The 13,544-nt window shown below is 42.5% G+C and carries 9 protein-coding genes; 1 reads left to right on the top strand and 8 read right to left on the bottom strand.

Annotation, left to right across the window (positions count from 1 at the left end; translation table 11 throughout):
* Nucleotides 1–26: 26 nt before the first annotated feature.
* Entirely contained in the window at nt 27–1,496 is a 1,470-nt protein-coding gene (locus BDI_RS13115; protein ID WP_036615298.1) for a Gfo/Idh/MocA family protein, read from the bottom strand.
* A gap of 447 nt (nt 1,497–1,943) precedes the next feature.
* A complete protein-coding gene (locus BDI_RS13120) occupies nt 1,944–4,634 on the bottom strand; it encodes a LamG-like jellyroll fold domain-containing protein (RefSeq protein ID WP_011966918.1) in 2,691 nt (896 codons plus the stop codon).
* A 71-nt stretch (nt 4,635–4,705) separates the two neighbouring features.
* Between BDI_RS13120 and BDI_RS13125 the strand changes: the two genes are divergently transcribed.
* On the top strand, nt 4,706–5,230 hold the full coding sequence (locus BDI_RS13125; protein ID WP_034527732.1) for a GNAT family N-acetyltransferase: 525 nt from the start codon (nt 4,706–4,708) through the stop codon (nt 5,228–5,230).
* 74 nt (nt 5,231–5,304) lie between these two features.
* Here the strand turns inward: BDI_RS13125 and BDI_RS13130 are convergent, their stop codons facing one another.
* The 6 genes from BDI_RS13130 to BDI_RS13155 all read right to left on the bottom strand — a co-directional run bounded on the left by BDI_RS13130 (nt 5,305) and on the right by BDI_RS13155 (nt 12,883).
* Entirely contained in the window at nt 5,305–5,787 is a 483-nt protein-coding gene (locus BDI_RS13130) for a hypothetical protein (protein WP_005861117.1), read from the bottom strand.
* A 6-nt stretch (nt 5,788–5,793) separates the two neighbouring features.
* Nucleotides 5,794–6,489 (bottom strand): histidine phosphatase family protein, encoded by a 696-nt coding sequence (locus BDI_RS13135; RefSeq protein ID WP_011966920.1) that lies wholly within the window; start codon nt 6,487–6,489, stop codon nt 5,794–5,796.
* Complete coding sequence (locus tag BDI_RS13140) at nt 6,465–7,133, bottom strand: AAA family ATPase (RefSeq protein WP_041525587.1); 669 nt, start codon at nt 7,131–7,133, stop codon at nt 6,465–6,467. The genes BDI_RS13135 and BDI_RS13140 overlap by 25 nt, the downstream gene beginning before the upstream one ends.
* Entirely contained in the window at nt 7,111–7,932 is an 822-nt protein-coding gene (locus tag BDI_RS13145; RefSeq protein ID WP_011966922.1) for a 3-deoxy-manno-octulosonate cytidylyltransferase family protein, read from the bottom strand. Before BDI_RS13145 ends, BDI_RS13140 begins: the two co-directional genes overlap by 23 nt.
* 11 nt (nt 7,933–7,943) lie before the next feature.
* A complete protein-coding gene (locus BDI_RS13150) occupies nt 7,944–9,203 on the bottom strand; it encodes a sialidase family protein (protein ID WP_008780660.1) in 1,260 nt (419 codons plus the stop codon).
* Nucleotides 9,204–9,427: 224 nt separating this feature from the next.
* Nucleotides 9,428–12,883 carry a DUF6383 domain-containing protein gene (locus tag BDI_RS13155; RefSeq protein WP_011966923.1) on the bottom strand — a complete coding sequence of 1,152 codons (3,456 nt, stop codon included), beginning with the start codon at nt 12,881–12,883 and terminating at the stop codon, nt 9,428–9,430.
* Between the last annotated feature and the right edge of the window lie 661 nt (nt 12,884–13,544).

Consider the following 13,544-nt stretch of genomic DNA (forward strand, 5'->3'; position numbering starts at 1 on the left):
AATCTTAACCCTTAGAAGAAAGTCCCTTACAGGCTCCAACCTTTACGATACTCATAGTGGAAATAATCGTTCGCTTCCGGACAATTCGTGATTCTCATATTCTCTGCGTCATATTCCAACGTAAGATCCAACCGTTGCGCGGCGACAGCGATATTCGTCAGCAACATAATCTCCGTCAATTTAGCGGATACCTCAAAATCATTAGCGGCTTTGCGACCTTCCTTTATCGCCTCGATAAAGTCCACATAAATATTACTCGGTCGCTTTAATGTCTTCTCCGGAGCTACGAACCCCGGTCTTTCCGGTATCAGTTGCGGCTCCGCTCCATGGGTACCATGCATGATCAGGCCTTTATCGCCTATATAAAGCGCTTCCCTTAACTGGCGGTTCGCTTCCAACTCCGCCGGACGAGCCGGTTTTATACCCCCATCACTCCAAGTTACCTTTACCGGAGGCATATTCCCACGAGCCGGGAACTCATACGTCACGCATTCCGATTGTGGCAGATAGTCCTTATTGTAAGGGGTGGAAGTAGCTTGTATTTTTGTGGGCATACCCAAATTAAGCGCCCAAATCGGAGCGTCGAAGGTATGGGCTCCCATATCCCCCATAGCGCCTGTACCGTAATCCCATAATCCACGCCAAGCGAAATGAAGCATCTCCGGATTATAAGGTTTATCAGGAGCCGGTCCCAACCACACGTCATAGTTAAGATTAGACGGTATATCCACTCCCGCCGGACGATCAAAATAACCTTGGCGCCACATCGGACGGTTTGTCCACAAATGAACTTCCCTTACGTCTCCGATCACGCCACCTTGGATCCATTCGACCGTCTGCATAGTTCCTTCAATATTATGCCCTTGGTTACCCATCTGGGTAACAACACCGGTTTGCTTTGCCAGATCCCTCAAAAAACGGGTCTCATAAATCGTCTTAGCCATCGGCTTCTCTACAAATACATGCTTACCAGCTTTCATCGCATAAGCGGCAATAACCGCATGGGTGTGGTCCGGAGTACCGATCAATACCGCATCGATCTCTTTCTCCTTGTCGATCATTTCCCGGAAATCGGTATACTTCTTCGCTTTCGGGTATCCCGCTAAGATATGTCCGGAGTAATCGTGGTCTACATCACATAGCGCATAAATATTCGCATGCTTAAACGATTGTTTCTCCGCATCTCCCATTTGCACAGGATTATCCGACGCTCTTCGTTCCCGTCTGGGTGGCTGGATGCCCGCATAAGGTTGCATCAGCATACCGCCTCCACCAAAAGGTCTCCTTTTAATTGGTACATCCGGAGTAGCGATATTCTGTATATCGCCACCACCTTGGCTACCCACACCGATACCGGCCAAATTGACCATATCGCTAGGTGCCGTATAGCCCGGTCCACCCAAAACGGAACGAGGTACGATTGTAAACGCCGCCGCTGCAGCTACTGTACCTAAGAACTCCCTACGTGTGAAGTTCACCGAATTCTTGTCAGACATAGTGTTACTCATAGTATTAAATTTAAAGTCGAAAAAAAAATATATATAGTAAAACACAACTTCGCTTCCTCGTGCGAAACAACGAGAGCGAATATAGGGAGGAGCAGTAAACCATGAGTTAACGAACGCTAAACAAGGCATTAACCTAGGGCTAATTTAAGGCAAATTTCATATCCTCACAAAGCATAATTCACGCAATAACAGCGACATAAATAAATCAAGAAATATTTATAAAAATCTTCGATAAGTCAGAGGCATAGCACCTGCCTCTCTATTCGAAAGGATCGCTATCAGTGGGGCGCATACATTTGCCACTGTAATGGCAGAGGAGTGCCACACGGATGGCACAGGCATGCCATAACGGTGGCACGGTCTTGCCACAACGATGGCACAGGTGTGACAATAGCAATGGCACAGTCCTGCCAATGAGCAGGCACACTATAATACTTACTGGGGAGATTGCTGACTCATCAGCGGAGACGGTACGACCTGCTCAAAAGAAGAGGGGAAAGCCTCGCCATACATCTCTTGGTATAAAGCGCAAAAGCGGTCGTACACATAACGGGCCAATTTAAAGTTGTTCTGGTAAATCAAGGCTTTGATCTTATAGAGCAAAGCCTCCTCGTTGCAAGGATCGTTCAGAAGGATCTGGTCTGCTATCTGGATCACCCGATCCGCCTCATCCTCGATCGAGTAAGTGTCGATAAAGCGAGACAAGACATCCACCGTACTATTACAGATATAACTTTTAAAATCATCCATCCAATCAAACGATTCCCCTTTGAACACTTCTCCTTTGCTGATAATATCATAGAAATATTCAAAGTCCGGCTGAGTCCGTACCCGTTTATCTTTCAGCCAATCCAAACAAGCCAAATAATCGCAATAGACATCTTCCGAAAGCTGGAGAATATATCGATTCGCGTTAAATAGAACCTCGACCGTATCGATACGTTCCAATATCTTCCGGAGTTTCAATATAGATACGCTTCGAAGGCTCTTCGTACTTTTCGAGGGGTTGTCATTCCCCCAAATCATCCGTGTCAAGTCCTTGCTCGATATCCCGAAACGTCCGCGGGAAGAGTGAAGCATAATCAAGAGGAACAGCTGTTTCAACTTGGGAGTAAATAGAGAGGTTATATCATTTCCATCCCGGTCCAACACATAGAACTCTCCAAACAATCGGATATAATTGCGCAGAACCGGAACCTCCTCAATCTCCTCCGGCATCTCTCGCGAAGAACGATCCGGCTCCTCGATTCCTTCCTCGATTCCCTCCTCCGCGACCGTTCCCGCATCAGCCTCATCCTGCCTTGGTTTTTCTTTCACCTTCCGATAGCCTAGATAAGCTATCGAGACCAAAGCCATCAAAATCAACCCAATTCCAAGGATATCCAACCAAGTAATCGCATTCGATATATGTAAATCTAATAACTGGTTGCTCAATCCCAATATCTCCTTATCGCTCAACACACGAGACCAAATACAAAGATTATCCAGCACACCCACGAAATTCGAGGACTGGCTGAAATTCACGAAACCGACATATAAGCTATCACTACCCAGATAAGCCGGACGATCAAAAGAGATCGCGTCCAGTTTTCCATTCACGAATATAGCCTGCTCCCCATTCCTTTTATTATACCGCCATACGACATTGTACCATTTGCCCGGCTCGATCTCCGTGTTACCAACCAGATCGTTGTTAAAGAATCCCATATACGGTTTCCGGTTCCGTATCAACAGATGCAACGCTTGTTGATAAGTACTGTTCTTAGCTCCCAGAATACAATAATCCTCCTTCTCCGGCAGGTACTTAGGTATTTTCAACCAAACGCCGACAGTGAAATCATGATCCCGCATATGAAGTTCCGAAGCGGTCGGTAAATCCACACGGGCCTGATTCTCCAAGGAAGCGACCTGTCCCCGTATAGGGTCCTGAATAAACTCGACATTCCTAGATACCGTGAGATTATGATTGGACGAACCATCTTTCTCATCGCCCTCAAACGGTAAATAAATCTCTATATCCTCGTCAATCCGCAAAGGTCTAGCCTTAAAATCGCTAGCGAAAGCCTTCCTTTGGGTACCGGAGACATAAACCGTAGCCGGCTCTATCCTATAGCCCGGAGAGATCGGGGAAAGCATCAACTCGGCCCCGGGCTCTAGCGGAAAGCAATATTTACCCGTCGTATAATTAGACATCCCATCCCAATTCACGTAGTTAAGCAGCTCATTGTTATTCGTAACCGCGCCGTAGATGATATCGAAATTCCGAAAAGTAACCAACGAGACATCCAACCACGCGTAATACTTATCTACCAAGATAAAATTGGGAACCCTTCCATCCCGGATCCACGCTCTTTTAAACGATTCAATTAAATAGGGCGTCTGCCGGGCTAAAGCCGAGATATCATTGCTATTCCCCCGGGAAGTCTCCAAGAACTTATATCCGGTAAATAAAGACAAATTTTTTTTCAGCCGCTCATCAAAACTCTCAACCCCTTCCGGTTGGTTGCCCCAATCAGCGTCCGTATGCTCCACGAAATCCCTCATATTATGCAACCATGAAGGACTGTTCAAATGTTTCTGAACCTCGAAAACGACCAGTCGCTTTCCGGAACTCAACATATCCTTCAGGGATGGCCATCCGTTTTTCGTATCATACTCAAGTACATACTCCATCAAGCCTATTTCCTTAAAAGAGGATTCCAGCTCCGTCTCTACATAGAAATCAAGGAAAAGCGTCATAACCTTAGTGGAGTCCGCATCCAAGGCCGTCTTAATGGCTTCCAATGACTCACTAAAAGGGGTAAACGTACCATCAGGTTTCCTTAGTAACAATACATTTGTCTCCGTATCCCGCTTCAAATAGAAATAAAAGCCTTCGATCTGCTTCCGCAACAACTCGTCCAAAGAAAGTTTTTCCGGGGAATTGGAGGATAGACAAGAATAATTAGATAGGATGTAGACGCTCTCGTTATATAAAAGACCGGCCTCTACATCCTCTTGACGTTGAGAAACCAGACGTTGTGCCGAAAGTAATTCCGGCATAGTGATTATAAGGCTAACAATTAAACATATATAACGAAACCACGCTATCATCGTATACAATATCTTAATTATAAGATCATCCAAAAATAAAGCTTTAATATGACATGACAATGTTTTTAGATTATTATCTTCGCATCAAAATAAAGCGAAGTCATATGGACATACTAGAAATAATGCGAAAGCAAGATCCTCTCTATCCTACCTTTGAGCAAATATATACGGCAAGTTTCCCTCTATTTGAGCAACGAACAGAAGAACAACAAGAACAGGCCTTCCAATCTCCCAACTATCATCTAGTGGTTTATCTGAAAGATAACCTCTTTATCGGCTTTATCTCATACTGGGATTTTAGCACCTATGTATATATCGAACATTTCGCCATTCATGAGAACTTTAGGGGACAAGGATACGGCGGTTTATTGCTGGAGGATTTTAATAAACGCCTGAATAAGATCATCTTATTAGAGATCGATCCTATTACGGATGAAATTTCCTCCAAGCGATTAAAGTTCTATAAAAAATGCGGCTTCTTCGAAAACCGTTACAACCATTTCCATCCCCCTTACAGAAACAACTATCGAGGGCATGCGTTAATCATCCTGACAACAGAGAGGCAAATCACTGAGGATGAGTATATTCAATTCGGTTTCGACTTGCGGAATATTGTCATGGCAAATTAAGAAATAAATATAAAAGCCCCGATCGTTTCTTCGATCAAGGCTTTATTAAATCACCAAAAGCCGAAAATAATGAACTAAGGAGGACAACACCCTTCCTTTCGTAAATTTTCGCATACATCCCGAATAACCGCATATGGCTTTTTATCATAGCCACTGTCAAAAAATTTTTCCATGGCTTCGACTGTGTCCAGATAAAGCCATGCCCCTTTCTTCAAGCAAATCAATCTTACGAAACGAGCCTCTATTAGTTTCTCCAACTTCATATAGGCTAAAGTATCATAAAAATATTTCACCAAACGTCTCGCCTCGTCATACTCAAAGGCTTTCGGCAAATTATTTTTCATATCACTCTCCCATTGTTCCAACCGATATACCCCCCGCTTTATATCTTTCAATTTACGTAAAGCCAATTTCATGTCCTCCTTCGCATATTGCGAGATAAAGAACAGATACATATCCGAGGTATTTTTAGTGGTAGCCTGTCTTAAAGCATAAAGAGACAAAAGCACACTTAATACACTAACTACCAAAGCTGTTATATTCCATATATCTTCCATGATTTATCATTTAAAAAGTTTATAAGCCTTTATTCCCCAATCCGTACACCTCCAATGATCACCCACACAATCGAATATACAAACCCCACCTGTCGGAACCTTAATATCATGAGTCGCACAGAAATCCTCATAATTCCCCAGAATATAGGGGGAGAAACGCATCACTCCATTGGAAGATACTAGCAGCCAAGTCTCACCATCAGGTATACTAGCCGCCAAATCCTGCCAACCGCTTATCAGTTTCTCTACATCTACGTTCCATCCTAACGGTACCACGGCCTTCTCATTCCATTGGGCGATCACGGAAAGTCCACTCTCCACGATCCGATCTTCCGTTAGGTCTTTCCGGTCCATTCCCTCCTTTTCTAAATAGAGAGATCCCAAACGTTTTATTACATGATCTTCTACCATATTCTCATCCGGCCCATAATCAATCTCTTTAAGACGTAAGTCTTGAATGATAGGCAAATCCACATTCATTTCCTCCAAGATATAGTTAGCGGTCTCCAATGTGCGTTTTAAGGGGGCCGAAATCACCTTGTCGATCACAATCCCCTTTTCACGTAAATAACGTCCCGCAGATCTAGCTCGTTCCTCCTCTACCAGAGGCAAATCAGTTCTAGCTCCAACCCGAGTCGGAGTCTCTCCCGCACGAAACGTATTACCATGCCGTACGATCACAAGTTTTCTACATTTTTCCATGGTTGTATTAATTTAAAGTCATCTACTATTTTTTGATATTCAGGTAACAAATCTATCAAGCAATCCCAACGTTTTTTTACTTGCTCCTCCGGGAAAAAACGATTCCTCCGAGCCAATCTTTTGATAACCATTTCTGGTGTCGCATCGATGCACACCATATGAATCCGATATCCAAGACTCTTTATCTTCTTATACAAATCCACATGTTCTCTCAACGCATTACTATGTTCAAATAAAATAGGCCACCCATTCCTCAATCCCAACAAAAGAAGACGGTAACCTAAAAAACGAGCAGGAAGTTCCCAACGTAAGAACGCTTTCTCCCTATCTAGCGAGTAATCCGCTTGATACCCGGATAATGCCTCCATGATAGCGTCGAAAGCGATATGCAAACAAGGTCCATTCTCTGATAGCCATTTCACCGCCCAATACGATTTACCGGATGCGGGTATACCACATATATTCAAGAATAAGGGTGATTCCGATGCCCGTATATCCACCTTTTGGCTGTCTACCCAACAGGCAAATTCCATCCATACCGGACCAGCCTCACAGCCAGGAGGTAGAACTTCCTCCAAAGTATGGTAAGGAAATAAAATAGAATCTACGATTCCATCTAAGTCACGAAAGATCGAACTCTCCATATTTCTCAAGTATTTCCTCAACCCGTTTAACATCTTCCGGGGAATCAACCCCGCTTGTTGTCTCACGTCCCCGATAATCAACGTCTACGACCCTCATTTTGATACCATTCTCTAAGAAACGCATCTGTTCCAATCCTTCTATATAAGAGCGTTCATACACAGACGGAGGTAATGAGAAATAAGACTCAAGGGCTCGACCGCTATACGCATATAAACCCACATGCCGCCTGACAGGGCTTTTAGGCAAAAGATCCCTAGCCTGATCCTCCTTACGGATAGCGGGTATGGTTTGTTTCGAGAAAGCTAAGGCATATCCCAGCCGATCCACCAATACCGTCGTGCCAGAATAAGGGGTTTCCTTTTTCATCGCCAGTAATTGATCGTATTCGCTCCATCCCAACAAGACCGAGGCGGTAAGGACATCCGCCTTCTCCTTTCTCCATGTATCGATCAGATCTTGCAAGATCCAAGGAGGACACGTGGGATTATCGCCTTGCAGATTTATTATCAGTCCGGGATTGGTGTCCTGTTTCCTTGCCGCCTCATAGCAACGTTCCGTACCACTTTTACAATTCGTGGAAGTCATCATCACCGGAATCTCCCGGGATTCGCAAAACGAGACGATGCGCTCATCATCCGTAGCTACCAAATAAGAACAAGACTCATTTTTGCGACATACAAAATCCGCTATATCCGAGACCCGTTTTATCATCTCTATACCTTTAATCTTAACCAAAGGCTTACCCGGCAACCGGCTTGAACCATATCGAGCCGGTATTACAATCAGTACTTTTTCCATAATCACTTCATTTAATAGATTAACATTCTAAACCGTTTAATTTTATAATATGTAATACAATCAGAGTATTGAGGGTCCTTTGTATGATCATCCGCCGCACGGCAAACCACGTGCATATCCTCACCTACGATACATAACGAAGGATAATTTCTTGAATATAATTCATTCCCTTGGCAAGCGATCATCCCAGCCATACACCAGTCCACACAATTCTTCGAGAATAATAATTGTAAACGATGCCTCTCATTATTCGGGAGTCCATACCGGGAAGTCTCAGGTAATGAGCTTATCGTCCGCATAGAATCGAAAGATTGATTGGATGCCATCCAATACAACCGGGATATCTCATCATACACTATAAAGAATTTCAAATGACCACCGGGAAAGGGCAAGAAAAGCAAGGTCTGTCCGGAAGGAGTCTCTTGAAAGCCGGTTACCATCTGGCCGTTCTTATCTTCCCTCACTTTTAATAAACAAGCGTATCCAATCCCTCCGGTATGCGCACGAAGAAACATATGGAACGTTTTCCCCTCCGGATCATACCAAATATGATGTTTATCCTTTATTTGAACCACTTGAGCCTCCAGCCATCCAGTGGGCGCATTAAAACGACCGGGAGCCAATTCTAGCGGCTTATTGGTCAATGACTCGTAAAAAGGAATGCCAACCCCTTCCGGGAAATGTACTTTATCCCTGAAAACAAAAGGATCGGAACGTCGCCAAGAAGACGCATCCAGTAAATCATCGTGAATAGAGCAAGATAGCAAGGTAGGGCTCAAACCCGCCACATTCCAGCCTTCTATCTCCGAGTTATAAAAACGCTGTTCCATCGCCAAGTAAACCCGCTCGTTAGCGAAAAGAACATTACAGGCAGAAGAATGCCATTTCTCACCTTGGGAGAGAAACGAGGGAACGCTCCACGTATTCCCATCATCTTCCGAGCATATAATACATAAATCGCCTGCGTTTCCTATGATATATATCTTTTCCCCTATACAAAAAGGGCGGGCATGCCAAAAATTAAAATCCGAGATAAAACACCAACTAGCGCCTTGGTCGTCCGATACAAAAATCTTACCGATACCTAACCGTCTTGTCCTTTCCGTATACAGCTGCGAAGAAGCATAGATTTCTTTTACCCCCTTGCCGCCCAAGTCGAAAGTCACGACCAAGCGTCCCGTCGAAGTCACGGTGATTCCGGGAGTATAACAATAAATGTCTTCCGGACTAATTGATTTATAGATCAATGTTTCTTGAGTAGATATAAGCATAGCACGAGATTTAAGAGTACAAAAAAAGGTCACGACATTTCTTCACAGAAGTTCTCGTGACCTGAGCTTTTAATTTATTACTTTAGTATTAATACTCCCGCATGTTCTACCATCGCGGTGTACTTGAAGAATCTATCTCCACACGGGAATTTCAGAATTATAAATATCTTCTTAAAGGAAGAGATGGGGGATTCTCCCATCTCTTGACCTATCTATTTGTTTAATTATTTAACAACCACTTTAACAGCTTCCTCACCATCAACAGCTACAGCTACGATACCGGCAGGTACGGCAATTGTTGCGTTATCAGATGTAAGAACTGTCTCAGCGACTACCTTACCTAAGATGTTAGAGATAACTACTGATTTACCAGCAGCGCCTTGGATAGTTACAGTACCATTATCAGTTGTGATGGAAACACCTTCTACAGCATCGATTGTCTCGTTATCTGTAGCGATATCGTCACCTTGCTCTACGTTGAAGATTAAAGCGTCATCACCACCGGTAGCAGTTTCGTCAAACTTAGAATCATCTTTATCAGACAATACCAAGCAACCATTCTGCATTTTCAACCAAGCAGCTTTTGTAGGAGCGATGTCAAGACCATCTGCCTGCATTGATTCGAACAAGAATGATCTATCAGCCTCAACCTCATTAGCGGCAGCATTTCTGTTAACGAAACGCATTGACCAAGTCACATACTTGTGGTTGTCACCAGATAAAACATATTTGTAAGATACGAAGTTATCCTTGCTTACACCAGCCTTCTTAGCGGCAGCCCAAGCTGCTTCCTCAGCCTTATTTAAAGCCTCAATCGTGATCTCCTCATTCTTCAAGTTCTTGAATTCGTCTCTCAAGATGAACAATGTATCAGCTACACGAACAGCCTCTACGAAACCGGCACGATCATATTTCTTCCACATATAAGCGGCGTCTTTCTTCGCATCGGAAGTATTAGCCTTATCATGTTTCAAAGCGAAATCATGGAAGTTGATCAAATACTTACCTCTCTCGAAACCGGGGATAGCCGGAGTAGCATGTGAACAGTGCGCTGCGTCTACCTTGTTACCTTCATTGTCATAGTGATTATGAGTATATGTACAAGCAACACCCGGTGTACCCTCGAAGTCGTTACGATCGATTGAGATCAAATACTGAGGTTTGATATTACCAGCGCCACGATTTACCCATGCCGTATCAACGATGAATGACAAGCCATCTTCCGTCTTATCCGGAGTGTAGATACCTAAGAAATCGATATCACCATTCATGAAATTCTTGTTGTTCTCAACTTGCAAGTACTCTTTACGATATTTCTCGATGAAACGTAATGTATCAGCCTTGTCACCTTCATTACCTTCAAGCTCAAGAGATTTGAAACGACGGTACAGTGGAGTCTCATCCGGTTCGATAGCGAATGCGGATGTTCTGGATTCTTTCAATACTTGAGATTTCAATGTAGCAGAGCCATCATAGTCAGATACACCAGCCTTGTTGTCATCTGAAATTGAATAATGTACATCGTTTACATCTTTAGTGTCTTTTTCAGTAGACAAGATCGCATAATAACACTTACCCGTTTCTTTGATCTCATTATTCTCCTTGAAGAAGAACGGAGTAACCACCTTATTCTCGCCTGTAGTCCGATAATCGTTATGAGTAGGTACATTGAACTTATCCTCTTTATTGATAGCTAAGCCAATACCATTTAATTTCACTACATAAGCCGTTCTATAAAGTTGTTTCAAGCCTTTGATACGATCTTGATGTTCTTTCTCTACCTTGAAACCAAACTTCTCTACCGCATATACAGAGCTGTTTGCACTTCTCTTAGCAGTATCTACATTAAAGGCAGATACACCAACATTAACTGTCAAAGTAGAGTCTTTAGAAGACTTAGCGATGTATTTATCCGTCGCATACGGATGCCAGTAATTAAATGTATATTTATTAACCTTCAACTCATCGTTCGTTAAGTTCTTATAACCTAACAAAGAATCAGATACAGCCTCGGCCGGAACCTCTACAAAACGTAAGTCACTCTTCGCTGCTACTGTAAATTTAGAAGAAACACCATCTTGTGTTAATTCTACATTGCTTTTTGTATATACATATTCCGTATCAGCATTCTTATACAAACTAAATGTTCCTTTCGCATCATCAAACTCACGGTTAGTAGCTGTTACTGAAGACAGATTATTCTGATCTTTAGCGTTTGTCTTCAAAACAACCCATTGATAGGCTGGCATATGAGCTACATTTTGCTCATCAGCATTCACGGTAGTCCAACGAATCACGCCATTCTCATAGATCGGAGAAGCTAAGTACTCACCCTTCTTGTTCATGATGTAGTAAACACCATCCTTAACAGAGGTCTTTGATTGATCAGCCTCGCAACCACCATAACCTAATTTGATGGTTGTATTCTGTTTGGAATAATCAACGGTCAAGATACGAGTCTCATCCTTGATCAAATCTTGCAAAGACACACGCCAGTTATTTCTTTGGTTGTCTGTCTTTTGATAAATCTCTTTCCAATATTTTACCTTATCATCATCACCTCTCCAAGTGATCTTTTTTACATAGATCTTCAATTCATCTTTGCTAGGAGAATAAACAAATAAGAACTTATGTTGATCTTGTAAATCCCCTAAGCGATCAATAGCCTCTTGTGTTTTGCTAGGACCAGTCCAGCCATAAGCCAAGAACTTGGCACCGGTCTCATTTGTATAAGCTGTATCGACCTTCAAATAAGTGTCCTTATTATCATCGTTCTTACGTGTCACATAAAGCCATTCGCCATTTGTCAAAGTCGCAGTACTGCTAGCATTCACATCGTAATACTTGTTATCACCTGTAGATTCAGCGATAAATTCCTTCTCGTTGAACGGATTCTTTAAGCTGGTACCCTTAACATCCGGAGAGAAATTCAATTTAACACCCGCATCAGCATCCTGCAAATCGAAAATCTTATTCAATTGATCCGCATCTAATACGATATCTTCTGCTTGATACAAAGTAAAGCCAGAGAACGTATTCTTCGCTTCAGTTGAAAGGTTTGAAAGATCTGTAACGTCTGTAGCAGCTGTAGGATCTACCTTTACATCATTCAAGGCATATTTAGCGACCTTGATAGTTCCGTTATCGTTCAACAAACCAATAACAGAGTCTGTGCTAAAGTGAGAATACAAAGGAACATTCTTCTCCAACTTATTCAATACAGAAGAAAAGGCCCAACCAGAGATCTCACCACCGATTATAGGCTTCCACCAATAGCCCTTCTTACCATCCGCACTTTTCAGATCATCACCCATAGCGATATCCAACATCATGCCAGTACCCTTGTTCATGAAATCGAATTTTACCGCTTGACCTTGACTATACGGCTGAGTAGTCACACACCATAACGTATTTTTCAAAACAAAATCCTTATCATTGGCACTCATTGCGACCAATGAATATTCGCCATTCACTTCCTTCATCATCAAGATCTGATCATTCGCATCTCTCAATTGATAAAGGCCGCCTTTGGTATCTTTGTCATACGTAGGCAAAGCTTGTGCACTTTTGTTAATGTCAAGAGCCACTCCGTCCTTAACATCAGCAAGATTCTGCGCATTAGCAGATACCGCAGCAACAAGCGCAGCACCTGCCAAAAGAGTAGAAAACTTTTTGTTCATAATAAATAAATTAATATTAATACTAGTGTTTATTAAGATAATCAACCTGTTAGACTAATTGAAAATCGTCGTTTGCTATTAAAAACGACTAGTCTAAACGATCGTCTAAATCTTGCGTTTTTGAGCGTCGAAACGGGAGGTTCGTTGAAGGAATCGCTTGTTTCGTGAAGGATAACCTATCCTATTGATAAGAAAGAGAATAAGCGATAAAAAAATCGTCTGGAAGGGTTGCAAGTATCGAAGAAATGCGTACCTTTGCAAATGACTAAAAGAATCGATCGTTTAAACTAGTCGTTTCTATACTAGAAAAGCATTTATTAATCATACAAACTTTTCTATCATATACTAAATGTACATGCGTACATTGTATATCTATATCAAAGTAACACTTTGACATTTTGTATTCTTAACTCCCAGAGAATCGACTTTTTCAGGCTCCCCCGATAAATAGTGGGAATAATCTCGCAATGTACTTTTATCTACACTTTAATTTGTTTATCACACGTTTCACATCGGTCAACTTGCTTTATGTCAGTGATATGTTGTGAAGGATGTGAAAGGGAGCGCAGAGATGCCTACGAAGAGTTGTTACCGTTGAGCCTTTCTATTTAATACAAACATTATCGGCAGTAGCTTGCTCTATCTGCCCATGAAATCGTTT

This window comes from Parabacteroides distasonis ATCC 8503 (genome assembly GCF_000012845.1).
GTDB classification, from domain to species: domain Bacteria; phylum Bacteroidota; class Bacteroidia; order Bacteroidales; family Tannerellaceae; genus Parabacteroides; species Parabacteroides distasonis.

What these genes read in the sequence shown, in the direction of transcription:
- BDI_RS13115 (WP_036615298.1), bottom strand. Translation starts at nt 1,496, where the DNA reads ATGTCTGACAAGAATTCGGTGAACTTCACACGTAGGGAGTTCTTAGGT.
- BDI_RS13125 (WP_034527732.1), top strand. Translation starts at nt 4,706, where the DNA reads ATGGACATACTAGAAATAATGCGAAAGCAAGATCCTCTCTATCCTACC.
- BDI_RS13130 (WP_005861117.1), bottom strand. Translation starts at nt 5,787, where the DNA reads ATGGAAGATATATGGAATATAACAGCTTTGGTAGTTAGTGTATTAAGT.
- BDI_RS13135 (WP_011966920.1), bottom strand. Translation starts at nt 6,489, where the DNA reads ATGGAAAAATGTAGAAAACTTGTGATCGTACGGCATGGTAATACGTTT.
- BDI_RS13140 (WP_041525587.1), bottom strand. Translation starts at nt 7,133, where the DNA reads ATGGAGAGTTCGATCTTTCGTGACTTAGATGGAATCGTAGATTCTATT.
- BDI_RS13145 (WP_011966922.1), bottom strand. Translation starts at nt 7,932, where the DNA reads ATGGAAAAAGTACTGATTGTAATACCGGCTCGATATGGTTCAAGCCGG.
- BDI_RS13150 (WP_008780660.1), bottom strand. Translation starts at nt 9,203, where the DNA reads ATGCTTATATCTACTCAAGAAACATTGATCTATAAATCAATTAGTCCG.
- BDI_RS13155 (WP_011966923.1), bottom strand. Translation starts at nt 12,883, where the DNA reads ATGAACAAAAAGTTTTCTACTCTTTTGGCAGGTGCTGCGCTTGTTGCT.